Source organism: Spirosoma sp. SC4-14, from assembly GCF_037201965.1.
Classification (GTDB): domain Bacteria; phylum Bacteroidota; class Bacteroidia; order Cytophagales; family Spirosomataceae; genus Spirosoma.
In genome coordinates, this window is sequence record NZ_CP147518.1 from 5546725 (window position 1) to 5573379 (window position 26655).

The window sequence follows — 26655 nt, forward strand, 5'->3', positions numbered from 1 at the left end:
TATTCTCCTTTCAGACGAACTGTATTTTAACGCTTTTTCTGAACAAATGACTTACGAGCAAATTCAGAAAACAATTACACAAACGCATGAATGGTCCTGGCTTGGTTATGTAATTCTTCCGGTTTTAAATCTGCTTAAATTTGCACTGGTAGCTTCATGCCTGAGTCTGGGGTATTACTTTGCAACCAATCAGTGGCTATTCAAACCGTTTTTCCGAATAGTAATTCAGGCTGAACTAGTACTGCTGCTACCTGCAGTTATTAAACTGCTCTGGTTCCTGTTTGTCCAAACAGATTATAACCTTGCCGACTTGCAGGTATTTTATCCACTGAGTGCTCTGAGCCTGATTGGGGCCGATTCAGTAGCACCTTATTGGCTTTATCCGCTTCAACTCACTAACCTTTTCGAGTTGGCTTACTGGCTGGTGCTGGCTTACGGCGTTTCGGAGGTTATTGACATACCCATACCCAAAGCAGTTGGGCTGGTAGCCGCTTCGTATGGGTCTGGATTGCTAGTTTGGGTGGCGCTGGTGATGTTCCTAACGGTGAGTTTGTCATGAGAACGTATCTGAAATGGGGATTGCCTTTGCTGGTAGTAGCACTATTGTCGTATCTAATCTGGGGGTTTACCAACAAACTGAATCAGAAGCAGAAAACCGCCGACCGGATTCAGACTTTACCCACGTTTACGGCGTATGGATTGGATAGTTCGGTAATTCATACAGCCCAACTGGCTAACCGCCCAACGGTGTTTATCTACTTCGATCCTGATTGTGAGCACTGCCAGCGTGAAGCGGAAGAGCTCCACAAACGAGCCTCCTTACTCAATAACGCAGCCATCATTCTGCTTTCATCCGCACCACTGACAATCTTGAAAACTTTTGCCCAAACATATCAATTGGGTAAGCTAACGAATGTGCAAGTCGCTCATATTGACCGAAAATCCGCTTACGAAACCTTCGGCTTCACCTCGATTCCTGATATACTAATCTACCGTTCAAATGGCTCATTGGCAAAACACTTTCAGGGCGAAACCAGCATTGAGGCTATCGCCCGGTATATAGCTCCCTGACCTTCAAAGGTGGTTTTTATCATCATGGAACAGATTGTACTTATTCTCCTAAGCCTGCTCTGGTTATTGGTTCAGTATTTTTCTCACCCTACCCTTTGATATGAATCCTCGCAAGCACATTGAACGAACACTGGTCCGCCAACAGGAACAGGCCGATTGTGGAGTAGCCTGTCTGGCTTCGATACTGGCCTACTATGGTGGACATAGTCGGCTGGAGCGGCTCCGCGAATTAAGTGGTACTGACCCACAAGGAACCACGTTATTAGGACTGTATCAGGCGGCTTCTCAACTGGGCATGGATGCTGAAGGTATGGAAGCTGAATCAGTCGAAAATCTTAAAACCGATGTCAGTGGCCCGGTTATCCTGCATATACTGGTCGACAACAGGTTGCAGCATTACGTTGTTTGCTACGGTTGGGATGCTCTTGAACAGCGTTTTTTGGTTGGTGATCCGGCACAGGGTATAGTCACCTATCGGGCCGAAGAACTGGCAACTATCTGGCCCTCACGTATACTCCTGACGTTATCTACAAATGCGACCTTCCGCCCGCAAACCGATGAAAAAAAAGCTAAACGACAATGGTTCTTCGGCCTCATCCGCGATGACATTCCGCTACTAGCCATTGCTACGGGCCTTGGAATTATTACGGCGGGGTTAGGACTATCGACGGCAATTTTTTCGCAAAAACTGATCGACGAAATTTTACCTAAACACGATACTCAACGGCTTATTTTGGGACTAGGCTTATTGACGTTTCTACTGGTAGCAAGGGCCATAGTCGGTTATTTGCGTGGTTTTCTGCTGAATCGCCAGAGCCGCGATTTCAATAACCGAATCATTAATCGATTTTATGAAGCGCTGCTTTACTTACCCAAGTCATTTTTCGACAGCCGCAAAACCGGGGAACTTATAGCACGTCTGAACGATACAGGCCGAATCCAGCGTAGCATCAGTTACCTGACCGGTACGGTCGTGATTAACGCGTTAGTGGTACTGGTGTCGGCAGGGTATCTCTTCACGTATTCGGTCTGGATAGGTCTGCTGGCGTTGTTGAGTATTCCGTTATATGGCGGTTTGGTGTGGCTTTATCATACTCGTATTATCCACAATCAGCGCGAGGTAATGACAGCATCGGCCCATACGGAAAGTAATTACGTTGACACCATTCAAGGAATCGATGTAATCAAAACAACCAACCGGGAAGCCTTTTTCGGAGGTATTACCCGAATCATCTACGGTCGTTTTCAGGATAAAGTATACCAGCTAGGTCAGATTAGTCTTCGCTTCAATCTGGTGGCCGAGCTAATCAGTGCACTACTCATTGCTGGGTTAATTACGCTCACTTCGGTTCTGGTTGTAGAGCAATTCTTACATCTGGGCGAAATGATGGCGATTCTGACTCTGGCGGGTAGCATTCTACCTGCCGTTGCAAGTCTGGCTATGACCAATATACAACTTCAGGAGGCTAATGTAGCCTTTGAGCGTATGTATGAGTATGCACATCTCACTCCAGAACAAAATGCTTTGGGACCTGATCTTATATTTACCTTTTCGTCGCTAACGATCCAGAATCTATACTTCCGGTTTCCGGGCCGCCCTTTGCAGTTAGAAAATATCTCGCTGGCACTAAATAAAGGAGAATTAATCGTCCTATTGGGTGAAAGCGGAAGTGGAAAAAGTACATTGCTCCAACTTATTCAACGATTCTATGCTCCCGAAGCAGGACAGATTCGTTTGAATGGGACAGATTGGCATAGTGTTGATACCACAACCTGGCGACAAGCCATTGGTGTTGTTCCACAACAGATCAAATTATTTGCCGGTACGTTATTGGATAATATCTGCCTTGGTAACATAGCAGAAGAAGCAGAGCAAGTAGTTCTGTTTTGCCGACACTACGGTTTTGACCGCTATTTCGAAGCATTCCCGCAAGGTTATTTAACCAGGCTAGGCGAAGATGGAATTGCTATTTCAGGTGGGCAGCAACAACTAGTAGCGCTAGCCAGGGCCTTATATCGAAAGCCGCAGTTGCTACTACTCGACGAGCCTACAGCAGCTATGGATCGTCATACAGAACAATTTGTTGTAGACTTACTGGAACAACTACGTCCGCAAGTAACTATTTTACTTATTACGCACAAAGCTACTCTGATCCAATCGGCCAATCAGGTCTACGTCTTACAACAGGGACATCTAAACCCAATCCATATTTACAGTCAAACCGGAAGCAATAACAACCTATTGGCGTTGAACTCATTGCTTCAATAGAATAGGTATCATGCAATAAGGCCATTGAAAGGTTCTGAACAGAACTACTAATAGCGAACATTTAGCGATTGGCAAACGTTGTTCGGTAAACAGCTTTCTGAACAGTAGACGCCTTTTTCCGTACCTTTGCGGACGACTACTGCCCTCGCAAACGGCTGTGGCACTACCTGTATGCTCGATTCGCTGCTTACTCCTTCTATATCGACTGCCACCGATACTTCGGAGCGGTCTGGAAGTCCTGTTCTTTACACTCCTTCGCTGACTCAGTATATCCGTCGTAAAACCAGTACAGTTACTATTGGTGACGTTCCGATGGGTTCAGATTACCCGATTCGGGTGCAATCGATGACCACCGTCGATACAATGGATACCGAAGGATCTATTGAGCAAAGCATTCGGATGATCGAGGCTGGCTGCGAATATGTTCGGATTACGGCTCCCAGTGTAAAAGAAGCGCAGAATCTGGAAAACATTCGGAAGGGTCTGCGGGCGCGTGGCTATACAACACCACTCGTAGCCGATATTCACTTTACGCCCAATGCCGCCGAATTGGCAGCTCGTATTGTCGAGAAAGTACGGATCAATCCCGGCAACTACGCCGACCGTAAACGATTCGAATTCATCGACTATACCGATGCGGCCTACGCGGCTGAACTGGATCGGATTCGGGAAAAATTTCTGCCGCTGGTCCGTATCTGTAAAGAATACGGCACGGCCATGCGTATCGGCACCAACCACGGTTCACTATCTGACCGGATTCTGAGTCGCTATGGCGATACACCAGCCGGTATGGTGGAGTCGGCGCTGGAGTTTCTACGTATTTGCGAGGCCGAAAACTACTACAACATCGTGTTGTCGATGAAATCGAGCAATCCGCAGGTGATGGTTCAGGCCTATCGGCTGCTGGTACAACGGCTCGATGAAGAAGGGCTGAAACCCTATCCCTTACACCTTGGGGTTACGGAAGCGGGCGAGGCCGAAGATGGTCGTATCAAATCGGCATTAGGCATTGGCACCCTGCTCGAAGATGGTATTGGCGATACGGTTCGGGTGTCATTGACCGAAGAACCCGAGCGCGAAGCCCCCGTTGCGCAGGCACTGATCGACCGTTATACGCACCGGGCCGAAAAAAGCACCCCGATTCCGGCCATTACGACCTACCCGATCAATCCGTTTCAGTACACGCGCCGGACAACACACGAAGTGGCCAACTTTGGTGGCCAAAATGTACCGCGTGTTATTGCCGATTTTAGCCAGATTCTGGTTCAGGAACATGATGTATTGCAGCCGATTGGCCATTTTTACCTACCCGTGCCCGACAAATGGCGCATGAACGACCTGGGCGCCGATTACATATACACCGGTTCCAGTCCGGCCAGGTTCATGCTCCCCAACGGGCTGAAAGAAATTCAGGATTTTGTGGTATGGCAAACAGGCTCCGATCAGGTAAATACCTTTCCATTGCTGAGTGCTGCTGAATACATAACGGCTTCATCAACAGCCGAAAAACTTCATAACCGGCTGAATTTTGTTCGGGTCATGCTGGCCGATTTGTCCGACGAATTGCTCCAGGCGCTGCGTACCGATAACACTGTAGTGTTGCTTATCGCTACCGACAATGCCCATGCCATGCCCGAACTACGCCGATTAGTTGTAGAACTGATGAATCAGGCCATAACAACGCCGGTTGTTATTCAGCGAAACTACGCAACGGTTCCCGACGAAGACATGCCGCTATATGCTGCAACCGATATGGGTGGCCTCTTAATTGACGGTTTAGGCGATGGTGTGCTATTATCTACGGCAGAAACACAGCCCACAAACCAAGCCGGCCAGCTTAGCCGTTTGAATAGTCTGGCATTTGGCATTTTGCAGGCTGCCCGCACGCGCATCACCAAAACCGAATATATTTCCTGCCCGTCCTGTGGGCGTACGCTATTCGATTTACAGGAAACCACTGCGCGTATTCGTCAACGTACCGATCATCTGAAAGGAGTCAAAATTGGTATTATGGGTTGCATTGTAAATGGCCCCGGCGAAATGGCTGATGCCGATTATGGCTATGTCGGAATTGGTCGCGATAAAATAGCGTTATATAGAGGGCAACAGGTCATTAAAAAATCAGTCCCGGCCGACCGGGCTGTTGACGAACTGATCGAATTGATCCGGGAGGATAACCGCTGGATCGAACCGACACTGGAAATTGTTTAATCGTTTATGGTTTTCAGTTTATGGTTATGCTAATAGGCGGAGCAACCATAAACTGAAAACCGTAAACCGAATACTATAAACCCAACTACTGTGAACAGATTCATTGATTATCTAAAAATCGGGCCGGTTTTCTCGTATTTCATTCGAGTTTTTCGGAAACCAGACCCTAATCAACCAACCAGCGTAAACCTACGCATGATGCACGGTATCAATCGGATTTCGATTATTATGTTTTTGTTTGCCGTAATTGTATACACCGTTCGTCATTGCACCCGATGAATATCGAAACCCTACGCGAATATTGCCTGGCCAAGGTGGGTAGCCAAGAGTCATTTCCTTTCGGAGAAGTAACACTCGTTTTTAAAGTTGGTGGAAAGATTTTCGCACTGATGGATACCGAAAGCCGTCCAACTACAATCAATCTGAAGTGTGATCCCGAACGGGCTGTTCAGTTACGGGAAACCTATTCGTTTGTGGCCCCCGGCTACCATATGAATAAGAAACACTGGAACACTATTACCATTGATGGCAACGTTCGTAGCACTGATATTCAGGAATGGATCGATCACTCCTATGAGCTGGTCAAAAAAAGCCTGCCTAAAACAGTACAGGCTCAATTAAACTAAGCATGTGGCTTGCCCTAAAAGGGGTAAACGTTGTAAATTAGCAAGGTTCGAAAAACCAGACTTGTGTTATGGAAGTTGCGCTGTTAGGTCTGCTGTTTGTGGTCTATCTGACTATCCGGTACTACTTTGTGGATCATGACACTCCGGCCGATAAAGACCGGAAACGGTTCCGCAAAGGGATTGAACTGGTTACATGCCGGAACTATGCCGAAGCCCACCGTTACTTTACGGATGCCATTCGGCATTACCCAAAATCAGCCATTGCTTATGCCTACCGCGGAAAATGCCAGCTTGTGCAGGAAAACTACTACTCAGCCATATACGACCTTACGCAAGCTATCAACCGCGACAATACGCTGGCCGATTGTTATCTGGACCGGGGCATTGCCTATTATAGTATTGAGCAGTATAATGAAGCTTTTCGTGAGTTCGATAAAGCCGTGTGGCATTTCCGCGATGAACAGCCCGATGCCTACCGCTGGCGTGCGCTAGCCCGAATTCGGGTTCGGCAACTACCTCAGGCCGAAAGTGACCTTCGCCGGGCGGTAGCCCTTGGCGACGAAAATTCATTCCATCTTCTTCTCCAACCACCTTTTACCAAACCGGTATATCAGAAGTAAGTTTACGGTTTATGGTTGCTCCGCCTAATAGCAAACTTCCTTCTTGAGCAGCGCAACCATAAACGATAAACCCAATAACCTACTTCAGCTTTCCCATCTGCTCCACATTCCGGCGGGTATCCAGATGACTGGCCTGGGCTAATTCCATCGACTTCTGAGCGGCTTTCTGGGCATCAGCATTTTTACCGCTACGCCGATAGGCTTCAGCCATTTCGTAGTATAAATCGGCCTGTTCTTTAGGAGATGGCTTTGTGGCCAAACCTTTATTCAGCCATTTTAGAACCGTTGGCACATCCGAAGCATCGGGACTTGCCCGGTTGAAGAGCCGCGAAATATAAATGTATTCGGGCACCGTCAATTGATTGGAGTTTACCTGATTATCCATGCGCTCAACAGCTTTGGCCGTTTGGTGAGCCCGGAAATAAGCATTCACTTCGGGAAGCAGTGTCCGGTTGGCCGCAACTCTCGGATCGATACCAATTTTTGTCAGATCCTGCCGAATCTGTAGGATTTTAGAAACGGGAAACTGGGCACCACGACTACTATATAACGACGACATCAGGATATTTTCGGCTACCTGTTGCGTTGGTTCGGCACCATAGGCTTTCCGATATGTATCCAGATGAGCCAGCATATATTGAAACATTGGATTCTCGAAATCAAGTACCAGTTTTTGCAAAGCCAGCCAGTTGGTCTGATTAGCATATGTGGCCGGAGATTGCTGACGAACATAGTCGTTCATTGCCGCCATATTAGCTACCGTATCTTTGGTTACCCGCCCAAACATGGCATAGTCGATCAGAAAAGCCGCCGACCGTTCGCCCTGCTGGTAGCGCGATTTCATACTCTGACTACGCGATTTGGGGTCCAGTGCAATTGTGCCATGACGAATAACCTCATCCGTCGTGTTATTGCTCATGGCAAAATGAATCAGATTCTGTTGCGGATCAAAATACAGAAACAACGGCAACGACGGCACAAACAGGTGCTTTTTGTCTAGAAATGCACGCGTCGATGGCTGGCCAATATCCAGTTTTGTACTGACGAACTTACTATTATAAAATTTTCCTACTCGTGCGTCGGCCAGCGTTGGAATAAAGCTTTGGCACACATGGCAGGTTGGTGAAAATATCTCAACAAAAACAGGCTTACCGGCTCGACGGGCATCCTGAAATACACGTTCGATGGGAGCTTCCTTAAATTGAATCCCGGCTTTTTGGGCCTGGGCAATCGCAACATTGGCAATCAGTACTAGCAGAAGAATCTTTTTCATAAGTAGGAAATCAATGCACACAGACAGATCTTAGCAAAATAACGACCAATGTTGCCGCTTCGGTGCCCTCTACTGGTTCTTTTGCTGTTCTTTGATTTCTTCTTCGAGTCGTTTGCTCAGTACCCGACAGGTGTTTTCAATATCGCTGGCCATGCGTTTATCGCCAGTTGCATTAACCGCCGTATCGGCAATACCACTCATAATTTCGATCAGGAAGCGCTTCATATCAATCACTTCCATCTCTTTAGTCCAGAGGTCAATTTTAAGGGTGCTATTATGGTATTGATCCCAAAGTGCAATGGCAATGGCCCGCGTATCGCTCAGTCCTTCGTTTGGGTTTTCGGTGGCATCCCAGTAAATCTTCTCAGGAATATTCTGATTATCTAATTCGACGGTAAAATGAATGTCTGACTTTTTCATAGCTACAAAGTTAGTAACACGGGCCGAAACCCGCACTGCTAACACCAGTGTTTGTTTGATGGGTTTCAAACTGTATGACTAATTTTGCCCCGAAGCTACTAGATCATAGCCCAATGCTGTTAATTTCGGGAAAGTAGTCATGCTTTACCAAACCGGTATTTGGCGATCTGTTCTGTTGAATCTGTCGTTGTGACAAACCCTGTAACTAACAATCTGACTGCCAACGACATTTCAAACGCAAATACCGGAATGGCACAAATACTTCCCCATACCGAAATCTGGGCATATACCCCAAACATCACAAACATAGCCGACAGAAAAATTAAAGGCCCTCCAATAAACCCCAACATCGGTATGAACCTCGGAACCAGTTTCGATTTGTAGAGCAGGTAGCTTAGCATCAGCGTATTAGGCCCTAATGCGATGTTAGGTCCAAACAAGAACGTCCAGTTATGAACAGCTACCAATAACTTACCAGCCGTCAGAAAAGAAGACCTATCCGAAGCGGTTGTCGTCGAAAAATCATGATTTAACGTCACGATGGCTAACAGACTAATGATACCGACTATAATGATAGCGGCTTCCAACAGTCGTCCGCAAACATAACCGAGGGCAATGCTCTCGTTTTGCTTTTTCAGCACCGGAAAGACCGAAATAGACGTGCCAATCACAGAAAAGGCAAGGATAATTTCAAAAAACGCCCCCATAATCACTTGTCCTTCGTGAGCAGAACCAGTAAGGATATAGTCAGGATCATGTAGGATAGGGTCGTATAACGCAAGACCAATTATGGCAGTAACGGCTGCACTAACAAAGAGCGCACCGACAATAGTGGGAATGGTTCGGGTTGGCTTCATCGGTTTACTGGCCTGGGGTTGTTCATTATGATTTTTTGTCATTTTCGACCAAGTGGATTAGTAGCCCACGACTGAGACATAAGCAGGCCAACATTCAGGTAACGGTTGTAGCGATCAATGTCGGTCGAGACACTCGAGAGCCCATAACTGTACCTAACATCGAGCGCTAATCGCTTTTTTCGACAGGGGAACACATAGCCAGCTCCTACCTGCGCCCCTGCTTCCCAGCGGTTAAATGTTCCACTGGCGCGACCAAAATTGAGTGCGGTCTTTTTCTGCTGGCTTACATCAGTTCCCTCGATGGTCATAGTACCGCCAAGCGCATAAGTCACGTAAGGACCGCCGTTTAAGTAAAAACGACCCATGTGCAAACGCGCCAGAACAGGCAACTCCAGCGTATACAAACGTACTGTCGATTGATTGGTAGTGAGCGGATTATTGGCAAGCAGTCTTCCTCCCTTCATAATTGCATAAAGCTCAGGCACCAGCGAGAAGCGATTCGTAACACCCGCCTGAAACGATGCTCCCAATTGTGCGCCTAAAATGCCTTTCCTGTAGTCTTTTAAGCGACTGTTCTGACTGCCATAATTAAAATGAGTGGTTACACCATTGAACAGCAGATTAAGCGTGGTCTGTTGCGAAAAGGCAGTAGAGGTAGTCAGACTGAACAGCAGAAAAATCAGTCTTAACAAAGCGTGCTTGCTTCGATGTATGCTGGTTGATTGTATCATTTGCAGAAACCGATAGTTGGTTTATACAAATGTCTGAAACTGAACAGGGTGCCAAAATTCTGTTATGCCAATTGAGTCGAGATGTCTGCCAATCGTCGATTTCTATCGGTAAGCGCTACTGAGCAGTGCTGTTGATGAGTTGAAAGAACTGGTCTTTATAAGTATCTGAAATGGGTATAAGCTGATTGGCAATACGAATACGACTGCGTTCGATAGACTCAATTTTATGAATCGCCACCATGTATGACTTATGCACCCGACAGACCTGGCTAGATGGAATAATCTGCTCAAATTCGCTGAAGTTTTGCAGAGTCATAATCTTCTTATCGACGGTATGGATGCGTCGATAGTCCCGCATGCCTTCAATGAACAGGATGTCGGAAAGTGTAATTTTCTCCAGTCGGTTTTCTGTTTTTACGAAAATAAAATCGGGCTGGGGTTTCGGCTGTCGAAAGGCTAGTTTTTCCTGTACTTTGTCGATCGCCTGCACAAACCGATTAAACGTAAATGGCTTCAGTAAATAATCGGCAACATTGAGTTCATATCCTTTGAGCGCATACTCGGAGTAGGCCGTTGTGATAATGACCTGACTATCGATGCGGGCACTCTCAAGCAGTTCAATCCCCGATAGTTCGTCCATGTTAATATCTAAAAAGAGAATATCGACAGGGTGCTGTTTCAGATAGGCCAGGCCATCGAGTGCATTGTCGAATGTCGCACATAGGCTCAGCGAAGGGATTTTACCGACAAACTCCTGCGTTCGTTCCAGCGCCAGCGGTTCGTCTTCAATAATAAGGCAGGTATACCGGTGAATCATGGGTTCGTAATGGTCAACTGCACCTGATACAGATTTCCCTGCTGGCTGATGGCCAGCGTGTGCCGTTCCGGATATAGCAGATTCAACCGCTTTCGGATCAGCTCGTTACCCAGTCCGTTGGCATTAGACAGGCTCGTTTTGTTGGGGTTTATGCGGTTTTTACAACTAAACTCAATCGACTTTTCCCGGCTACAAATACTTACCGAAATGGCATTTTCGAGTTTCTTGTTTCCAGTATGCTTAAACGCATTTTCGATGAATGGAATCAGCACCATTGGCGCAATCGTTTTACCGCCCAGCGAACCCTCTACCAAGAAACTAATATAGCCCTGATTGGTCGTTCTGATTTTCTGTAGCGCAATATATTTCTCGATATATTCAACTTCTTTGGTTAGTGGTATCACATTTGTTTTTGTCTCGTAGAGCATGAACCGCATAATGTCGGATAATTGATTCAGGTAGGACGAAGCGGCAGCGGCATTTTTCAGAATCAGCACATCGATGTTGTTGATGGTATTGAACAGGAAATGCGGATCGAGTTGTGATTTGATCAACGCCAGCTCCATTTCGTGATTCTTCTGCGCCAGGGCTTCTTTCAGTTTGATTTCCGAAAACCAGGTAATAAATCCCTGGATCACCAACGCCACTACCCCACTCACAAAAGCAACAAAGGTGATGAGCAAAAACCCGCCCAACGCACTACCGGTCTTGCTCAGGCAGGCAGTGCCATACCGACTTGCTACACCAACATAGCCCACACTAGCGGCCAAAATTGACCCGAGCAATGCATAACCGATGGCAATCCATAACTTTCGGGTACGCACATAAGTTGAAAATACCAGAAAATAGAACAGGTAAAAACCAATAACCGACGGCACAACAGCCATTCGAAAAATCAGTCCAAAATAGTAATTGACTCGCTGCTCCTCGGCATTGTTCTGGAAAAATACGCCTAGCATCAGCAGGATCAACAGGCAATAACATAGCCAGAAACCAGCATGTAGCCCAATGATTAGCGATCGTTTCATTCAGAACAACTCCTTGATTGATAAGGGGCTAAAGTTGCTCTGTTTTGGGCAGAACAACAAAACAATTCTGCCAGTTGGGATTAGTTGTCTGCAAGAGTCAGAAATTCCGTCGTGTATAAATTGAGTTTGCATTGTTATAGATTCTGAAAGAGAACCTATTCCTGTGCGGGGTTTCCTCCAACAATACTAATTTCGCCCCGAATCAAGCTACCGACTATGTATACAGTATACGCCATTCCTAACTGCGAAACCGTAAAGAAAGCCCGCGTATGGCTGGGCGAGCACAATATTACCTATCAATTTCACGACTATAAAAAACAGGGCATCGACCGAAAAACCATTGAACACTGGCTTACGCAAAAACCCTGGGAAGAGCTGGTAAACCGCGCCGGAACAACCTGGAAGAAATTACCCGATACCGATAAACCAACCGATGCAGAAAGCGCCATTGCCCTCATGCTTGAAAAACCGTCCGTTATTCGTCGGCCACTGATTGAACAAAACGGTCAGCTTGTAGCGTTGGGTTTTAAGGCGGATCAATATGCCGAAACGTTTACAGTCTGAATAACGATCTTGTTTTCGACAGGATTTACAGGATGAACAGGATTTAATGTATAAATCAATTCCTGGAGACATTTGTCGGGAATATTGTACGGCTTCCGAAACCAGGATTTAAGGTATGAATCAATCCTGTAAATTCTGTTGAAAACCCCATTACGAGTATGTCCAGAAAAACACTTGATTCGCCCGAAGCTATCCGGCTACTGGTAGATTCATTTTATGAGAAAGTACAGAAAGACCCATTGCTAGGCCCCGTTTTTACCGATGTGGCCCAGGTGGATTGGGGAAAGCACTTACCCAAAATGTATGCTTTCTGGGAAAGTATCATTCTGGGAAACAATGCTTATGATGGCCATCCGTTTCGGCCACATCTAATTGTCAATCAGCAGCATACACTTACCATTGAGCATTTCGAACGGTGGTTACAGCTTTTTTCGGCAACCATCGCCGAGCAATTTGAAGGTGAAACAGCCCAGCAGGTTCGGCAACGGGCTACTCAGATTGCGCTGGTATGGGCCAATAAGCTGGAGTATATCAATAACGATTCGTATATGGAAGGATAAAAAAAGCTTGTTGAATGGCTTAAACGGACAGGGCTTGGCGAAGGTGGCGGCATTTAAAAATCGTCAGCCAGTAACCGCTGCTAAATTTATAACTAAAAGTTCATTGTTTGTTCTACAGCCCGGCTTTATTCGTCGGCTGGAACTGAAGCCGATTAGCGAACAAAAAAATGAGCATATATTCGTCGCCCCGCCATATTGCCAAACCGCATGTTATAGGCGGCCCTTCATCGTCAAACTATTTTGGTTGATTAAACATATAACGGGCAATTTTCCATTCGCCGTTGTCTTTTCTTAAAAGAAAGAACTCCCTGTTTTCCTCTGGTGTCGTTTCGCCTGTTGCATGTATAAGTGTTGTGCCGTTTGAAAGTGTACGGGCAAATGCAATGTCATCCCTGATTATTATCTCTTCAATTTTTACAGTTACATTTAATTGAATGGCTTTAAATACATTTTCATAAGCTGCCACCAATTGCTCTGCACCGGTAGCCGTTGGAAATTTGGTAGGCATAAATACACCGTCTGCAGTGTAAGAGCCAACGGCTGTTTTTACATCTGATGCGTTTAATGAGCCGAAATAAGTGTTCAATGTTTTTTCGATTGCTGTTTTTTCCTGATTTTCCATTATTGATAATTTTTGCTTGTTATTATTATTTTGATTTTTTTCCTGGTTGTGGCAGGATGCCATTGATACAAACAATATGACTGTTATAATTATTTTTTCATATGTGATTATATTGCATGTTGATTAACTGCTTCCTTTGCTTCTTCTAAGGTTACTGTTTTGCCTAATGCTCCAAATTCGTGCAGGTCGCCAAATACTTCTATGCGTATTGACTGGTCAATACCGCCAATATGAAAAGGAGTGAAGCCGCTTGCAATAATCAATTCTTCAATTTTGTTATTGTTGTTGGTACTGTCTGAAGCATAAAACAATACTTTTCTTTCTGGCGTTGCAAAAGCCTCATTAAGCAATGATGCAGCGCCCAATGTACCAAATGCTTTTACTAAAACAGCCGTAGAAGGCGTTAACTCATTTAGCACTTTGCCGGCGGATAAATCCTGGTCAATAACTTTTTTGAAACCACCATTTCCATCAGGTGCAATTGGGTTTGAAACATCTACGATAATTTTTCCGGCTAACTCATTTGCATAAGTTTTTAAAAAGTCTTTTATTTTGTCAAAGTAAATGGCAGGAACTACTACATCAGCATTTTTAATAGCAATTGTTATTTCTTCGGCTGTAACATTACTGCTTAAGCTGCTGGCGAACTCTTGCGCTTTGTCTAATTCTCTTGAAGCTACAATTACCTGATGATTTCCTTTTGTAAGATTTGTTGCGATTGCCTTACCAATATTGCCTAAGCCAATGATGGCTACTTTTGTATTTGACGATTGAGTGGCCATTGTTTTATGTTTTAAATTTTGCTTGTCGTTATTGACAATACAAAAGTGCAACAAACCAAAGGCTTGTTCCTATAACATAGAACAAGAAAAAGTCTTAATGTAGATTAAGGGTCGTATTTACTTTTGAAGTCTTGTGTTCCTGATTTTACTTAAAAACTCTGGGGTAATGCCCAAATAAGAAGCTATTTGGGTGTTGGGTAAACGGTTAGCCAAATTTGGATATTGCTCTAAAAAATTTTCATAACGTTCATAAGCGGTTGCACTGAACATTTGTAACAGGCGGTTTTGCAGTTCAATATATTTGTCTTCAATAATTACCCTGAAATTCCTGTCAAACTTGGGGTAGTTGGTATACAAATACCATAAATCCCCTTTTGAAAGTTGAAAAATAGTGGCTGGTTCAATAGCTTCTATAAATAATTTGGATGGTCTTTCTTTGTGCAGGCTGTCAATATCAGCAATCCATTCGTCTTCTGCTGCAAAAAGCAAATTATGCTCTACGCCTGAATTGTCAATACCGTACATTTTAAAACAGCCCTCAGCAACGTAAGTGAAATATTTACAAATGTCACCCTCCTGCAAAATGTATTGTTTACGTTTTATCTTACGTTGTACCAAACGACTTGTCAAGGCTTCTTTCTCCTCGTCGCCCAATGGAAGGTATTTGTCAAAATGTTTAATGATATTTTCCATTACGAAGTGTCTGTTAGGGTTGCCTATAACGGTCGCGTTTAAGCCATTCAGCAAGCTTTTTTTATCCTCATAAAACATACTATTGCTTCGAGAACACTCGCTTCAGCAAATCGGTGACACGAGCCGCCGGGTTCTCACGAATTTTCTTTTCTTCCTGGGCAACCAGAATAAACAAACCGTCGACGGCCTTATTGGTCGCATACTCGGTCAGGTTTGGGTTTTCCTTTTTCACAAACGGAATTTTGTTGTACGTGTTGACCAGATCGCTGTAATATTTGGTTGCATTATTTTTTTTCAACGTACTGTCGATAATAGGCGTAAACTCCGTGACGAGTTGCTGCCCCGACGTCCGGCGCAGGTATTGGGTTGCGGCATCGTCCTGCCCCTGCAAAATGCCAACCGCATCCTGAATACTCATCGACGTAATAGCCTTCACAAATACAGGAGCCGCTTTTTTGGCCGCATCTTCAGCAGCCCGGTTAAGCGACAACTCAAACTGATCGACCTGTTTGCTAAACCCAATTTGGCGAAGTTTCGTAGCTATATTCTGTGCTTCGGGAGGAAACGCAATTTTCAATAGTGGATTTTTGAAATAGCCGTCTACCTTCGACGCCTGAGCCGACCCATTGGTTACGCCAACCCGCAACGCTTCTTTCAGACCTGATGCAATATCAGTGCTGGATAAACCACCAGCCGTTCCGGCCGATGGCTGCGTAACCGCATCAAGGATTTTCCCGAAAATTCCACTACCCGATGATTTTTGGCGCGTTGAGTCCTGACCGAAGCTGGTCGTGCTAATTGTCATGGCCAATAGCATAGCCGAAAGCGTACTTTTTTTCATCCCAGGATAAATTAGGTTGCTATTTGATAACGGTCAATTGCCCTAAATCGTTTTTTCGTACTTTTGACAGCAGAAAATGCAGAATGTATAATGCCTACTGAATAATTATTTTCAACTAGCTGGCAGTCAGTGCAATAATTTTTCAAAGCCGCTTTAAGGCAATCCAATAAGGTCATTATACAGTATGCATTAAGAACCACAAATATGGTTCATTATTCATAAAAAAATGACCAATACAATCCGGGCCGAGGTCATCACCATCGGCGACGAAATATTATTCGGACAAATTACCGACACAAATACGCAGTGGATTGGTACCGAATTAACCAACATTGGCATTCGCGTTGTCCGTAAGTCTTCAGTAGGTGATCAGGCCGATGCTATCCTGCCAATACTCAGCGAAGCCCATCAACGAGCCAATGTCATCATCATTACGGGTGGCTTAGGACCAACGAAAGACGACATTACCAAGAAAACGCTCTGCACCTATTTCGGTGTCGGGATGGTCCGCAATCCTGATGCACTGGCTCTGGTAACCAGCTTCTTCGAAAAGCGTGGCCGAGCCATGACCGACCTGAACCGCGCTCAGGCCGATTTACCCGCCAATGCGGTCTACATCCAGAATGACTGGGGTACGGCACCCGGTATGTGGTTCGAGCATGAAAGCAGGGTTTATGTATCGCTGCCGGGTGTACCGTTTGAGATGAAACATCTCATGGAAAACCGAATTTTGCCAAAGCTCCGTCAGCATTTCAAAACACCGATCATCAAGCACAAGATGATTCGCACGGTAGGCATTGGCGAGTCGTTTCTGGCCGAACGCATCGAAGCGTGGGAAGATGCCCTGCCTGAGCATATTAAACTCGCTTACTTACCTAGTTTCGGGGGCGTAAAACTTCGGTTAACAGCAACCGGCGACAATCAGGCCGAGCTCGATGAGCAACTAGCCGGGCAGGTTGAGAAAGTGATGCCACTCATCGAAAAAAATGTATTTGGTTTCGACGATGATGAACTCGAAGTGGTTGTTGGACGCTTACTTAAGGAAAAGAACCTGACACTTGGCATTGCCGAAAGCTGTACGGGAGGCTATGTATCGTCGCAGATAACCAAAGTACCGGGTTCATCGGCCTATTTCTGGGGTAGTGTAGTGAGCTATAGCAATGCCGTGAAAGTGACCCAACTGGGCGTTCAACCCGAAACCCTCGACCAGTTCGGCGCGGTTAGCGAAGAAACCGTTCGGCAGATGGCCGAAGGCGTTCGGTTAGCGCTGGGCACAACTATTGGTATTGCCACGAGTGGCATTGCAGGCCCCGACGGTGGAACACCCGACAAACCAGTAGGCACTATCTGGATTGCCTGCGCTACCGACCAGCGAACCGTAGCCCGATTGCTGCGGCTTGGTCAATATCGCGATCAGAACATTCAGCTTACATCCACGTATGTATTGAACATGCTGCGGGAAGAACTTTTAAATCAGTGAAAAATGAAGAATATCGGTTTACCTGTGCTTCTCTTTTTCATTCTTCATTTTTCACTCTTCACTATAAAGACATGGCTCTCATCGATATGGTTATGCCCAAAATGGGCGAAAGCATAATGGAGTGTACGGTGATTACCTGGCTGAAAAAGCCCGGTGAGCGCATTGAGGTCGACGAATCAGTTCTGGAAGTAGCTACCGACAAAGTAGATACCGAAGTACCGGCTCCTCAGAGTGGAATTCTGAAAGAACTGCTTGTCAACGATGGCGATGTAGTAGCTGTTGGCGCTCCCATCGCCCGTATAGAAACTGAAGAATCGGTGGAGGTTGCGGCTTCCCCATCACCCAATGTATCTGATGCCGATCAAACCCCAAAAGGTATTGGCGATGTGGCTAATGTTTCGGCAGAAGAGCAGCCTACCGAAGTAACAGAATCGGCCCGCGAACTGGAAGCCAGCATTGCTTCAATGAGTAGCCGCCCGGCACTCCAGGAAAAAGCCATTGCTGCTTCTGAAACAATACAGGCCAGTCATCAGCCCGTATTCCACCATCGGTTCTATTCTCCGCTCGTGCTCAATATAGCCAAAGAAGAAGGTATTTCGCGCGAAGAACTAGATCGGCTTCCAGGCTCCGGAGCCGAAAATCGTGTAACAAAAAAAGACATTCTGGCATATCTGGCTGAACGGACCAATGGCACAAAGGGCATAGAACAAGGGGCTGAGAGTATAGCCGTTTCGCCTAATCCAACTCACATTTCCCCCACGCCCCACGAGCCTAGCCCCGAGCACCAACCCCCACGCTCGCTAAACGGACAGGCGGACATTATTCAGATGGATCGGATGCGCAAGATGATTGCGCAGCGGATGGTTGAGTCGAAACAGATTTCGCCCCACGTCAGCTCGTTTGTGGAGGCCGATATGACGCCCGTTGTGGAGTGGCGGACTCGTATCAAAGATCAGTTCAAGCAGCAAACAGGCGAAAATCTGACCTATACGCCTATTCTGATTGAAGCGGTCGTGAAAGCAATCAAAGACTTTCCGATGATCAATATATCGGTTGAGGGCGATACTATTCTGGTGAAGAGAGCGGTCAACATAGGTATGGCCGTTGCGCTACCGAATGGCAATCTGATTGTCCCCGTCATTCATAATGCCGATCAATATAACCTGGTTGGGCTTACCAAAAAAGTAAACGACCTGACCAAACGTGCCCGCGAAAACAAGCTAACCGCCGACGATCTGGCTGGTGGGACATACACCATATCGAACATCGGTACATTTGGCAATCTGATGGGCACACCAATCATTGTGCAACCGCAGGTAGCCATTATGGCTTTTGGCGCTATTGTGAAAAAACCGGCGGTTATTGAAACACCCCAGGGCGATTTCATCGGCATCCGTCAGTTGATGTTTCTATCGCACTCCTACGACCACCGGGTTGTCGATGGTTCATTGGGCGGGCAGTTTGTTCGTCGTGTAGCTGATTATTTAGAACAATATAAACCCGGATTTTAACAAGATTATAAGGCTTATCAAGATTGAAAAGATTGACTGTATAGGTATTACCGATCCATCCTTTTTCAATCTTGATAAAATCTTGGCTCAGATCACATAATCATCCTCTTGCTACTACTCCTGGAAATCATTTTAATCGTACGAAAATCCAGGTTCAGACATCTATGAAACAACGCATTGCTATTGACATGGACGATGTCATGGCCGACACTCACGCTAAATTTGTAAAACTTTATCTCGAAGGCGAAATGCCTCGCTACACGCTCGAAGAGCTTAAGGAGAAATCCTTTCATGAGTTATTCGACGAACACGAATACAAAGCCATTTCGGAGCGCGTCTACGAAGTTGGCTTCTTCCGCGATATTCCGGTGATGGAAGGAGCTCAGGATGTAATTGCGGACCTGATGGAAAAATATGACGTTTTTGTTGCGTCGGCAGCCCAGGAATTCCCAAACTCATTACGCGAAAAATGGGACTGGCTACAGGAGCATTTTCCGGCTATTTCGTGGCATCATTACATTTTTCTGGGCGACAAAAGTGTGCTGAATACGGATTTCCTGATCGACGACCTACCCCGAAATCTCCGCACTTTTAAAGGCGAAGGGCTGCTGTTCGATGCTCTCCACAACCGCGACGACAAGCAATTTCGGCGCATGAGATCGTGGCACGACATAGCGAAGACACTACTGTAAGCGGCCAACTCAACAAAAAAGCCCCGAATCGTTCGGGGCTTTTTCAATAACAGGCGTATTCAACTTAACTCTCGGTTTCTTCTTCAACCAGGCGGTCATGGCCCACTTCCTGTTGTGCTTTGCGGGCTTCGGCCGACGGTCGCAATCGAACAATGTGCAATTTATGAAGAACAGTAATGACTGGATAGGTTGGATCGAACTCAAACCATTTTGCGCCGAAATTAGCTGCATTAGGCCGTTTGTGGTGGTTGTTCTGAAACAGTTCGCCCATCATCACAACATCCAGAATCAGCGAATTTTTCGATTGATCGTGGTTGTCGAAGTTTGAGTAACCATACTTATGGCCACTCCAGTTGATGATTGCTCCGTGCACAGGCCCCATAACGAAATGAACAGGCAACAGGAAGAAAAACGCCCAGTGCATATCCAGATAGATATAGGCGAAGATATAGAACAAGCTATAGAGAACGCCCCAGCCAATCCGCGACACCCACGAATCGCCTAGTTTCTCAATAAAATTCCACTCTGGATAGTTACGGTCAAACTGGCGCTCAATGGGCTGATTACGGTGCAGAACGGCATTATAAATATTTTTTGTCTGCCACATCATGGTGAAAATATTCTTGGTATGATGGGGCGAGTGGGGGTCTTTAGGTGTATCACTAAATGCGTGGTGCATCCGGTGCAATACGGCATAAGCACGTGGGCTTAAGTACGACGATCCTTGCGACAGATAGGTCAAGAAATAAAAGAACCGCTCCCAAAATTTGCTCATCGAGAACATTTTGTGGGCAGAATAGCGGTGTAAAAAGAATGTTTGGCAAAATAGAGACAGATACCAGTGTCCTATAAATGCGGCCAGTACAATCACAATATTGACTGTTTAAAGGGTGAACAACCGAGCAACATAAGAAAACTCCTACAAAACTAACGAAATTTGAACGGTTTTGGCTTGCATTCTCCAAATAATACTTTAATTATTTTGGAATCAGAGCGATCAGTTTGGATAAATACACGGTTGCCAGTCCGGTTTTTAACGCCTTCTAATTGGTTGTAGTGGCGTATTGCAGCAAATTTGCCCCCATTCGAAGCGCCTGCTGGCGGGTAGGCTCGGGGTCGTTATATACGCTCTGATCTTCCCAGCCATTGCCCAGATCACATTCGTAACTATAAAAACAAACCAGTCTTCCCTGATAAATTAGTCCAAAGCCCTGCGGAGCCTTACCATCGTGTTCGTGCACCTTGGGTAGCCCGTTCGGAAATTTGAATTTTTGCTGATATACCGGATGATTAAATGGCAACTCAACAAACGACAGTTCCGGAAAAACCTTTTTCATTTCCCGCCGAATGAACTTGTCGAGGCCATAGTTATCATCAATGTGCAGAAAGCCTCCCGAAATCAGATACCGACGCATATTCTGGGCATCGGCGTCACTGAAACTGACATTTCCGTGGCCAGTCATGTGCACAAATGGATAACCGAAAATATCGGGGCTCCCAGGCTCAACAATATCTTCTTCCGGAAAAATATTCATCCGCAGATTGGCATTGGCAAATTTTATCAGATTCGGCAGCGAGGTTTTATTAGCATACCAGTCGCCCCCACCGTTATATTTCAACTTCGCAATTTTATAGGCATACTGAGCCTGAACGCCCAATACCGATGTAAGCCCAATGAGCATTACGGTTAACAGACACCTCTTCATAGGTTCACAAAATTTAATAACTGGCAGGCCGTTAAGGCCGCGGTTTCGGTTCGCAGGCGGTTGTCGCCAAGCGTTACCATCAGAAAACCAGCCTCAACAGCCTGTTTAATTTCTTTCTCCGAAAAATCGCCTTCCGGCCCAATCAACACGGTGTACGGGCTTGCTGGACGAGCAACTTTTGCCAAATTAGCGACGGATTCATTCTCAGGCAAATGCGCAATAAACCGCTGTTCCTCATCAACGGTTTTCAATAGTTCAGCAAACGGCACAGCCTCATCGAGCCGGGGCAAATATGACTGCAACGATTGCTTCATAGCGGCTATTGCTATTTTTTCGAGTCGCTCCAGTTTCAGCACACGCCGTTCTGAATGCTGACCGAAAAAGAAGCTGATCCGCTCAATTCCAACCTCAACGGCTTTTTCGATAAACCATTCGATCCGGTCCAGATTTTTCGTTGGCGCTACACAAATACGGATCGAAAAAGACCGGGATGGTGTCGTTTGGGTATCTACGATTCGAAAGGTGCAACGTCGACTATCGGCCTGAGTAATAACGACTGAATGCTGGTTTCCGTGTCCGTCAGTTACTGCAATTATACTCCCAACGCCCAGGCGAAGGGTTTTTATAGCATGCCGGGAATCGTCTTCGGTAAGGTAAGCAACAGGGTCTGGTTGATAGAATAAATGCATAGAAAACAAAAATACGCATTCCGCCCATCAGACCATTCATTCGTTCAATGGTTGTATTTATTTACTGACAACATCGGCCCACAACCATCGTAAAGATTGGGGCAGAATAGCCCCGCCCTGTTTTCCGTTGTGACCGCCCGTTCCACCAACAAATTTGTAATCGTACTGGCTAAATTTCAGCGCAGCATCCATCTGCAAATTACTCAGCCACCAGTTTCCATGCTGATTGTCGAGATCACCGCTTCCGTCCTGTAGAAAAACTTTTATGTTACGCTTTGCCGATTTGCGAATCAATGACGGATATACATACCCACCTTTGATATTTGTGAAGCTTCCTACATGACTTAGTACTTTATGAAATAGGTCGGGACGCTGCCAGGCTGCCGTAAATGCACAAATACCGCCCGACGAAATGCCGCCAATGGCCCGCATGGCTGGCGAATCGGCCAGCCGATATGTTTTTGCCAGTTCGGGAATCAACTCTTCCAGCAGCAGACGGGTATATTGGCTGGTGAGGGTATCGTATTCAAAACTTCGATTATCGGCCCGCCACGGATCTTTAGGCAATTCGTTGCCATGATGTCCTGGATTGATAAACAACCCAATCGTAACGGGCATTGCTTTCTGGTGGATGAGATTATCGAAAACAATTGGAACCCGAAAATCACCATCTTCTTTCACATACGTATGGCCATCCTGAAAAACCATCAAAGCCGCTGGCGATTGAGACGTATACTGTGCTGGCACATAAACATAATACTCCCGGATCGTGTTGGGAAACACCTTGCTCGTCCAGGTATATTTCAGGATTTCTCCTTTAGGAACACCAGGTTGTCGTTGCGAATCGGGGCCATAGGCCACCGTTTCGGAAAGCGGTGCCTGCTGGGCCAGCACAGGCATTACGGCCAGCCAGCCAGCAGCGGCAAGCAGGCAGGTGAGGAATATACGTTTCATGCCCGAAGAAGGCAATCACCCAAAAAAACTACCTTATAGCCAGTATGTTATATGCTGTTATTTTCCTATATGGAAAACACTATTTTGGGATTTTTCAGACTCTTCATAGCCTGTTCTAACCCATTTAGCGTTAAGGGAAACATCCGATTACCCGACCACTCGCGAATAATTGTTGTACTTTGAGTATAGTGCCAGTAGGCCGATACATTGGGATTAAGCCAAACCAGGTTCGGGTATTGCGCCTTAAACCGATCGAGCCAGACAATGCCCGCTTCTTCGTTATAGTGCTCTACACTTCCTTTCGGTGTTGTTATCTCATAAGGCGCCATGGCAGCATCGCCCACAAAAATCACTTTATAGTCTTTGTTGTACTTATGCAACACGTCCCAGGTTGGGATGCGTTCGCGCCGACGATTCAGCCCATCGCCATGATTGTCTTTCCAAAGTGTTTCGTAGACGCAGTTATGAAAATAGAAAAAATCCAGATGTTTAAACTGATGGCGAGCTGCCGAAAACAAGTGCGAACACAATTCGATATGATCGTCCATTGAACCGCCCACATCGAACAACATCAGCACTTTCACCCGGTTTTTGCGAGAAGGCTGCATCTGAATATCCAGCACCCCGGCATTTCGACTCGTCTGGTTAATTGTCCTATTAATATCCAGTTCCTCTTCAATACCCTCGCGGGTAAGTATACGCAGTCGGCGCAGGGCCATTTTCAGGTTACGGGTATTAAGCTCAATGGTATCGTCCAGGTTTTTATAGGCCCGCTGTTCCCAGACCTTTGCAGCCCGTCGATTACCTCCCGGTACGGATTTATTACCCGACTCTATCTTAAATCCTTCCTGATTCATTCCATTTGTACCGAACGGCGACGTTCCATCCCTACCAATCCAGTGGCCACCGCCCATATGGCGCTCGTTCTGTTCATCGAGCAGTTCACGAAAAGTCTGCCAAAGCGCATCCAACCCACCGGCAGTTTCCAGAGCCATTTTTTCGGTATCGCTTAGCTGGTTTTCCAGTGCACCATTCAACCATTCTGGTGGCACAACCGGCAGCGATTCTACTGGTGTTGACTGCGTTCCGGTTATGTATTCATCAAACAAGCGATCAAACAGATCCAGATGTTGTTCATGTTTGATGAGCGCCGTTTTGCTGAGGAAATAAAAATCCTCGACGCCTGTACTACCTACATCGCTCCGCAATGCTTCCAGTAAAGTCAGATACTCCGATAACGTTACCGGAAGTGCATGTTTTCGCAGCAGAAGAAAGAAGTCGAGAAACACGGTTTACATAATAAGTTATGAACAATGAATAGTTCTTCGTCTGGATTGCCATTCTCGATTCATCATTCTCAATACGGCCTTCCGCCTTTTTTACGTAATGCGCTTATCAGGTCGGTATCCTGTTCATTTTTGAGCAATGATCCCAGATAGGGCGGTACTTCATTCAGTACATCCAGATCATTCAGATCTTCGTCCGTGACCCCAGCCACCAGAAGCAGTCGAATCCAGTCGATTAACTCACTTGTTGAGGGTTTCTTTTTCAAGGCTTTAACATCGCGCACGCTATAAAATACCGACATGGCTTTTGCCATCAGTTCCTGCGACAGATTCGGGAAATGAACCGCTACAATCTGCTGCATCGTTTCCCGATCCGGAAATCGGATAAAATGAAAAAAGCACCGACGCAGAAAAGCATCCGGCAATTCTTTTTCGTTGTTGGAGGTGATAATAACGATAGGGCGGTGCCGGGCCGAAATTGTACGACCAAGTTCATAGCAGAAGAACTCCATCCGATCCAGTTCCTGCAACAGGTCGTTCGGAAATTCTATATCGGCTTTGTCGATCTCATCGATCAGTAGAACCGCCTGTTCGTCAGATTCGAATGCTTCCCAGAGTTTACCCTTTTTAATGTAAGCCTCAAGAGTTCCGATTCGGTCGCTGCCTAGCTGCGAATCGCGCAAACGCGATACAGCATCGTATTCATACAATCCCTGCTGCGCCGATGTGGTTGATTTTATGTGCCAGGTATACAGCGGTTTGCCGAGTGCCTGAGCAATTTCGAAGGCCAGCAACGTTTTGCCGGTACCCGGCTCGCCTTTAATCAGAAGCGGCCTTTGAAGATGAATAGCAGCATTAACCGCTGTACTTAGTTCGCGGGTTGCCACATAGGTGTCGGTACCTGAAAAGGAAGTTTTCATAGGCATACAAGTTGCCAGGTTCACAGGTTAGGGTTGCTTCGCAGCGGCAAGGTACTGGCCCTGACACAGGCGAAACAACCATAAACCGTAAACCCCTATTCCTGCCCGTCGCTCATGAACGAGTACAGGGTATTGTCCAGATGCAGGGTATTGGCTTTGAAGTTCTGGATGAAATTCTCGACCACTTCGTCGGTAATTTCTTCAACATTCAGGCATACATCCAGACTGATGCCGTATTCAAAATTCGTATCAACTTCAACGTGCTCCTGAACCTTTACGGTTTCGGTTTCTTCAATTTCTTCGATAATTTCGGTCAGTGCCGTTTCCGCTTCGTCTTCCAGATCGGGGGCTATTGTGTAACTCGGTTTACGATCTTCGGGCGGCACATAGGTAGGATATGCCTTCTGAACTTGTTCAACAGCCATTTCATAAACCAGACTACTATGGTGTAGCCGAAGCGTGTAAACCAGTGCATCGAAGACTACCTCCTGCCCCTGATAGCTTCCCGGAAACTGAATATGCACGCATTCGCCTGATTCCAGCACATCGAGGTCGTCGTCTTCAACATAAACGAACGATTTACCCTCTTGTCGGCACTCTTCTTTGAGCGCATTGATTTCTTCGGGATTAAATCCCTCGTTTTTATAATTTGCCATGCAACAAAGCTAAGGTATAATGAACAATGTATAATACACAATGAGTTTGTAACTCTTCGCAACGTCGGCCACTCCTATTTTCGTTCGTACGCATTCTGTTCGCGTATGGTCTATATATTTACCGCATGTTCGATACGCTGGATGCCCATATCACCCGATCCATACAACTTACTGATTCGGAACTGGCCTATTTTCATTCATTACTACGCCCAGTGTCGCTGAAAACCAAAAGTTTTTTGCTACAGGCAGGCGAAATCTGTACAATTGAGTCCTTTGTAACAAAAGGCTGTCTTCGCAAATACTGCCTCGATGAAGCTGGTCACGAGGTGATTCTCCAGTTTGCAATCGAAGACTGGTGGATAGCTGATCTGCAATCCTTTACGACACAAACGCCGTCAAAGCTGTTTATTCAGGCGCTCGAAGATTGTTCCCTGCTTACTATTCCCTACGAAGCAAAAGAAGAACTCTTCCGAAAAATACCGGCCATGGAACGGGTGTTTCGACTAATGGTACAGCGCAGCCAGGCCGCCCTACAGGACCGGTTTGTGAGTATTCTGACTCAGCCTGCCGAAGAGCGCTATCTGGCTTTTCTGAAAAAATACCCACAATTTCCGCTACGAATCCCGCAGCATTACATTGCGTCTTACCTCGGCATGACACCCGAATTCCTTAGCAAAGTTCGTCGACGGTTGGCCGAAAAAAATAAATAACATTGCTTACTTTCTTGTTCTGGTTCAATGCCTGCAGCCTCGTCGAGGCTGCATTTTTGTTTCAGA

Annotated in this window: 30 protein-coding genes; 13 read left to right on the forward strand and 17 right to left on the reverse strand. The window is 46.1% G+C overall.

The genetic code is table 11. The features are described 5' to 3' along the window. Positions 1-46: 46 nt before the first annotated feature. From WBJ53_RS22670 to WBJ53_RS22700, 7 genes are all read left to right on the forward strand, one after another. Entirely contained in the window at positions 47-559 is a 513-nt protein-coding gene (locus WBJ53_RS22670) for a hypothetical protein (protein WP_338870396.1), read from the forward strand. Next, entirely contained in the window at positions 556-1071 is a 516-nt protein-coding gene (locus tag WBJ53_RS22675) for a hypothetical protein (protein ID WP_338870398.1), read from the forward strand. Before WBJ53_RS22670 ends, WBJ53_RS22675 begins: the two co-directional genes overlap by 4 nt. A 100-nt stretch (positions 1072-1171) precedes the next feature. Next, the gene (locus WBJ53_RS22680) at positions 1172-3340 is read left to right on the forward strand and encodes a peptidase domain-containing ABC transporter (protein WP_338870400.1); all 2169 of its coding nucleotides are present in this window, start codon (positions 1172-1174) and stop codon (positions 3338-3340) included. Between the two features lie 171 nt (positions 3341-3511). Further along, positions 3512-5551, forward strand: a complete 2040-nt coding sequence (gene ispG, locus WBJ53_RS22685) for a (E)-4-hydroxy-3-methylbut-2-enyl-diphosphate synthase (protein ID WP_338877223.1) — start codon at positions 3512-3514, stop codon at positions 5549-5551. Between the two features lie 90 nt (positions 5552-5641). Continuing rightward, positions 5642-5830, forward strand: coding sequence for a DUF6728 family protein (locus WBJ53_RS22690; protein ID WP_338870402.1), 189 nt, complete (start codon positions 5642-5644; stop codon positions 5828-5830). Next, complete coding sequence (locus WBJ53_RS22695) at positions 5827-6177, forward strand: MmcQ/YjbR family DNA-binding protein (protein ID WP_338870404.1); 351 nt, start codon at positions 5827-5829, stop codon at positions 6175-6177. Before WBJ53_RS22690 ends, WBJ53_RS22695 begins: the two co-directional genes overlap by 4 nt. A gap of 68 nt (positions 6178-6245) precedes the next feature. After that, on the forward strand, positions 6246-6797 hold the full coding sequence (locus WBJ53_RS22700) for a tetratricopeptide repeat protein (protein WP_338870406.1): 552 nt from the start codon (positions 6246-6248) through the stop codon (positions 6795-6797). A 79-nt stretch (positions 6798-6876) separates the two neighbouring features. On the opposite strand, the gene WBJ53_RS22705 is transcribed toward WBJ53_RS22700, so the two are convergent. From WBJ53_RS22705 to WBJ53_RS22730, 6 genes are all read right to left on the reverse strand, one after another. After that, positions 6877-8070 carry a thioredoxin family protein gene (locus WBJ53_RS22705; protein WP_338870408.1) on the reverse strand — a complete coding sequence of 398 codons (1194 nt, stop codon included), beginning with the start codon at positions 8068-8070 and terminating at the stop codon, positions 6877-6879. 69 nt (positions 8071-8139) lie between these two features. After that, positions 8140-8490, reverse strand: a complete 351-nt coding sequence (gldC, locus tag WBJ53_RS22710; protein WP_338870410.1) for a gliding motility protein GldC — start codon at positions 8488-8490, stop codon at positions 8140-8142. Between the two features lie 137 nt (positions 8491-8627). After that, positions 8628-9389: a DUF4386 domain-containing protein gene (locus tag WBJ53_RS22715; RefSeq protein WP_338870412.1), complete on the reverse strand. Its 762-nt coding sequence runs from the start codon at positions 9387-9389 to the stop codon at positions 8628-8630. Further along, complete coding sequence (locus tag WBJ53_RS22720; protein WP_338870414.1) at positions 9386-10039, reverse strand: porin family protein; 654 nt, start codon at positions 10037-10039, stop codon at positions 9386-9388. The genes WBJ53_RS22715 and WBJ53_RS22720 overlap by 4 nt, the downstream gene beginning before the upstream one ends. A 154-nt stretch (positions 10040-10193) precedes the next feature. Continuing rightward, positions 10194-10895: a response regulator transcription factor gene (locus WBJ53_RS22725; protein ID WP_338870416.1), complete on the reverse strand. Its 702-nt coding sequence runs from the start codon at positions 10893-10895 to the stop codon at positions 10194-10196. Next, positions 10892-11923 carry a sensor histidine kinase gene (locus WBJ53_RS22730; protein WP_338870418.1) on the reverse strand — a complete coding sequence of 344 codons (1032 nt, stop codon included), beginning with the start codon at positions 11921-11923 and terminating at the stop codon, positions 10892-10894. Before WBJ53_RS22730 ends, WBJ53_RS22725 begins: the two co-directional genes overlap by 4 nt. Positions 11924-12139: 216 nt before the next feature. Here WBJ53_RS22730 and WBJ53_RS22735 point away from each other — a divergent pair, with 216 nt between their 5' ends. Beyond that, entirely contained in the window at positions 12140-12487 is a 348-nt protein-coding gene (locus tag WBJ53_RS22735) for an ArsC family reductase (protein ID WP_338870420.1), read from the forward strand. Between the two features lie 158 nt (positions 12488-12645). Beyond that, positions 12646-13047: a group III truncated hemoglobin gene (locus WBJ53_RS22740; protein WP_338870423.1), complete on the forward strand. Its 402-nt coding sequence runs from the start codon at positions 12646-12648 to the stop codon at positions 13045-13047. A 235-nt stretch (positions 13048-13282) separates the two neighbouring features. On the opposite strand, the gene WBJ53_RS22745 is transcribed toward WBJ53_RS22740, so the two are convergent. From WBJ53_RS22745 to WBJ53_RS22760, 4 genes are all read right to left on the reverse strand, one after another. Further along, entirely contained in the window at positions 13283-13732 is a 450-nt protein-coding gene (locus tag WBJ53_RS22745; protein WP_338870425.1) for a nuclear transport factor 2 family protein, read from the reverse strand. 44 nt (positions 13733-13776) lie between these two features. Continuing rightward, positions 13777-14451, reverse strand: a complete 675-nt coding sequence (locus tag WBJ53_RS22750; protein ID WP_338870427.1) for an NAD(P)-binding domain-containing protein — start codon at positions 14449-14451, stop codon at positions 13777-13779. Between the two features lie 117 nt (positions 14452-14568). Then, positions 14569-15144, reverse strand: a complete 576-nt coding sequence (locus tag WBJ53_RS22755) for a Crp/Fnr family transcriptional regulator (RefSeq protein WP_338870429.1) — start codon at positions 15142-15144, stop codon at positions 14569-14571. Positions 15145-15223: 79 nt separating this feature from the next. Continuing rightward, on the reverse strand, positions 15224-15985 hold the full coding sequence (locus WBJ53_RS22760; RefSeq protein WP_338870431.1) for a DUF4197 domain-containing protein: 762 nt from the start codon (positions 15983-15985) through the stop codon (positions 15224-15226). Between the two features lie 226 nt (positions 15986-16211). Here WBJ53_RS22760 and WBJ53_RS22765 point away from each other — a divergent pair, with 226 nt between their 5' ends. The 3 genes from WBJ53_RS22765 to WBJ53_RS22775 all read left to right on the forward strand — a co-directional run bounded on the left by WBJ53_RS22765 (position 16212) and on the right by WBJ53_RS22775 (position 19668). Further along, on the forward strand, positions 16212-17465 hold the full coding sequence (locus tag WBJ53_RS22765; protein WP_338870433.1) for a competence/damage-inducible protein A: 1254 nt from the start codon (positions 16212-16214) through the stop codon (positions 17463-17465). A 71-nt stretch (positions 17466-17536) separates the two neighbouring features. Continuing rightward, the gene (locus WBJ53_RS22770; RefSeq protein WP_338870435.1) at positions 17537-18976 is read left to right on the forward strand and encodes a dihydrolipoamide acetyltransferase family protein; all 1440 of its coding nucleotides are present in this window, start codon (positions 17537-17539) and stop codon (positions 18974-18976) included. A 164-nt stretch (positions 18977-19140) separates the two neighbouring features. Next, positions 19141-19668, forward strand: coding sequence for a 5'(3')-deoxyribonucleotidase (locus WBJ53_RS22775; protein WP_338870437.1), 528 nt, complete (start codon positions 19141-19143; stop codon positions 19666-19668). A gap of 64 nt (positions 19669-19732) precedes the next feature. On the opposite strand, the gene WBJ53_RS22780 is transcribed toward WBJ53_RS22775, so the two are convergent. The 7 genes from WBJ53_RS22780 to WBJ53_RS22810 all read right to left on the reverse strand — a co-directional run bounded on the left by WBJ53_RS22780 (position 19733) and on the right by WBJ53_RS22810 (position 25879). After that, positions 19733-20539, reverse strand: a complete 807-nt coding sequence (locus WBJ53_RS22780; protein ID WP_338870439.1) for an acyl-CoA desaturase — start codon at positions 20537-20539, stop codon at positions 19733-19735. A 172-nt stretch (positions 20540-20711) separates the two neighbouring features. Further along, on the reverse strand, positions 20712-21374 hold the full coding sequence (locus WBJ53_RS22785) for a DUF4159 domain-containing protein (RefSeq protein WP_338870441.1): 663 nt from the start codon (positions 21372-21374) through the stop codon (positions 20712-20714). After that, the gene (locus tag WBJ53_RS22790) at positions 21371-22063 is read right to left on the reverse strand and encodes a 16S rRNA (uracil(1498)-N(3))-methyltransferase (RefSeq protein ID WP_338870443.1); all 693 of its coding nucleotides are present in this window, start codon (positions 22061-22063) and stop codon (positions 21371-21373) included. The genes WBJ53_RS22785 and WBJ53_RS22790 overlap by 4 nt, the downstream gene beginning before the upstream one ends. A 57-nt stretch (positions 22064-22120) precedes the next feature. Continuing rightward, on the reverse strand, positions 22121-23017 hold the full coding sequence (locus WBJ53_RS22795) for an alpha/beta hydrolase-fold protein (protein WP_338870445.1): 897 nt from the start codon (positions 23015-23017) through the stop codon (positions 22121-22123). A gap of 65 nt (positions 23018-23082) precedes the next feature. Continuing rightward, positions 23083-24306, reverse strand: a complete 1224-nt coding sequence (locus WBJ53_RS22800) for a VWA domain-containing protein (protein ID WP_338870447.1) — start codon at positions 24304-24306, stop codon at positions 23083-23085. Positions 24307-24374: 68 nt separating this feature from the next. Next, positions 24375-25223 (reverse strand): MoxR family ATPase, encoded by an 849-nt coding sequence (locus WBJ53_RS22805; RefSeq protein ID WP_338870449.1) that lies wholly within the window; start codon positions 25221-25223, stop codon positions 24375-24377. 95 nt (positions 25224-25318) lie between these two features. Then, positions 25319-25879, reverse strand: coding sequence for a hypothetical protein (locus WBJ53_RS22810; protein WP_338870451.1), 561 nt, complete (start codon positions 25877-25879; stop codon positions 25319-25321). 125 nt (positions 25880-26004) lie between these two features. Here WBJ53_RS22810 and WBJ53_RS22815 point away from each other — a divergent pair, with 125 nt between their 5' ends. Further along, positions 26005-26589 carry a Crp/Fnr family transcriptional regulator gene (locus WBJ53_RS22815; RefSeq protein WP_338870452.1) on the forward strand — a complete coding sequence of 195 codons (585 nt, stop codon included), beginning with the start codon at positions 26005-26007 and terminating at the stop codon, positions 26587-26589. The last annotated feature ends 66 nt before the right edge of the window (positions 26590-26655 follow it).

What these genes read in the sequence shown, in the direction of transcription:
- WBJ53_RS22670 (WP_338870396.1), top strand. Translation starts at nt 47, where the DNA reads ATGACTTACGAGCAAATTCAGAAAACAATTACACAAACGCATGAATGG.
- WBJ53_RS22675 (WP_338870398.1), top strand. Translation starts at nt 556, where the DNA reads ATGAGAACGTATCTGAAATGGGGATTGCCTTTGCTGGTAGTAGCACTA.
- WBJ53_RS22680 (WP_338870400.1), top strand. Translation starts at nt 1,172, where the DNA reads ATGAATCCTCGCAAGCACATTGAACGAACACTGGTCCGCCAACAGGAA.
- ispG (WP_338877223.1), top strand. Translation starts at nt 3,512, where the DNA reads ATGCTCGATTCGCTGCTTACTCCTTCTATATCGACTGCCACCGATACT.
- WBJ53_RS22695 (WP_338870404.1), top strand. Translation starts at nt 5,827, where the DNA reads ATGAATATCGAAACCCTACGCGAATATTGCCTGGCCAAGGTGGGTAGC.
- WBJ53_RS22700 (WP_338870406.1), top strand. Translation starts at nt 6,246, where the DNA reads ATGGAAGTTGCGCTGTTAGGTCTGCTGTTTGTGGTCTATCTGACTATC.
- WBJ53_RS22705 (WP_338870408.1), bottom strand. Translation starts at nt 8,070, where the DNA reads ATGAAAAAGATTCTTCTGCTAGTACTGATTGCCAATGTTGCGATTGCC.
- gldC (WP_338870410.1), bottom strand. Translation starts at nt 8,490, where the DNA reads ATGAAAAAGTCAGACATTCATTTTACCGTCGAATTAGATAATCAGAAT.
- WBJ53_RS22715 (WP_338870412.1), bottom strand. Translation starts at nt 9,389, where the DNA reads ATGACAAAAAATCATAATGAACAACCCCAGGCCAGTAAACCGATGAAG.
- WBJ53_RS22725 (WP_338870416.1), bottom strand. Translation starts at nt 10,895, where the DNA reads ATGATTCACCGGTATACCTGCCTTATTATTGAAGACGAACCGCTGGCG.
- WBJ53_RS22730 (WP_338870418.1), bottom strand. Translation starts at nt 11,923, where the DNA reads ATGAAACGATCGCTAATCATTGGGCTACATGCTGGTTTCTGGCTATGT.
- WBJ53_RS22735 (WP_338870420.1), top strand. Translation starts at nt 12,140, where the DNA reads ATGTATACAGTATACGCCATTCCTAACTGCGAAACCGTAAAGAAAGCC.
- WBJ53_RS22740 (WP_338870423.1), top strand. Translation starts at nt 12,646, where the DNA reads ATGTCCAGAAAAACACTTGATTCGCCCGAAGCTATCCGGCTACTGGTA.
- WBJ53_RS22745 (WP_338870425.1), bottom strand. Translation starts at nt 13,732, where the DNA reads ATGGCATCCTGCCACAACCAGGAAAAAAATCAAAATAATAATAACAAG.
- WBJ53_RS22750 (WP_338870427.1), bottom strand. Translation starts at nt 14,451, where the DNA reads ATGGCCACTCAATCGTCAAATACAAAAGTAGCCATCATTGGCTTAGGC.
- WBJ53_RS22755 (WP_338870429.1), bottom strand. Translation starts at nt 15,144, where the DNA reads ATGGAAAATATCATTAAACATTTTGACAAATACCTTCCATTGGGCGAC.
- WBJ53_RS22760 (WP_338870431.1), bottom strand. Translation starts at nt 15,985, where the DNA reads ATGAAAAAAAGTACGCTTTCGGCTATGCTATTGGCCATGACAATTAGC.
- WBJ53_RS22765 (WP_338870433.1), top strand. Translation starts at nt 16,212, where the DNA reads ATGACCAATACAATCCGGGCCGAGGTCATCACCATCGGCGACGAAATA.
- WBJ53_RS22770 (WP_338870435.1), top strand. Translation starts at nt 17,537, where the DNA reads ATGGCTCTCATCGATATGGTTATGCCCAAAATGGGCGAAAGCATAATG.
- WBJ53_RS22775 (WP_338870437.1), top strand. Translation starts at nt 19,141, where the DNA reads ATGAAACAACGCATTGCTATTGACATGGACGATGTCATGGCCGACACT.
- WBJ53_RS22785 (WP_338870441.1), bottom strand. Translation starts at nt 21,374, where the DNA reads ATGAAGAGGTGTCTGTTAACCGTAATGCTCATTGGGCTTACATCGGTA.
- WBJ53_RS22790 (WP_338870443.1), bottom strand. Translation starts at nt 22,063, where the DNA reads ATGCATTTATTCTATCAACCAGACCCTGTTGCTTACCTTACCGAAGAC.
- WBJ53_RS22795 (WP_338870445.1), bottom strand. Translation starts at nt 23,017, where the DNA reads ATGAAACGTATATTCCTCACCTGCCTGCTTGCCGCTGCTGGCTGGCTG.
- WBJ53_RS22805 (WP_338870449.1), bottom strand. Translation starts at nt 25,223, where the DNA reads ATGAAAACTTCCTTTTCAGGTACCGACACCTATGTGGCAACCCGCGAA.
- WBJ53_RS22810 (WP_338870451.1), bottom strand. Translation starts at nt 25,879, where the DNA reads ATGGCAAATTATAAAAACGAGGGATTTAATCCCGAAGAAATCAATGCG.
- WBJ53_RS22815 (WP_338870452.1), top strand. Translation starts at nt 26,005, where the DNA reads ATGTTCGATACGCTGGATGCCCATATCACCCGATCCATACAACTTACT.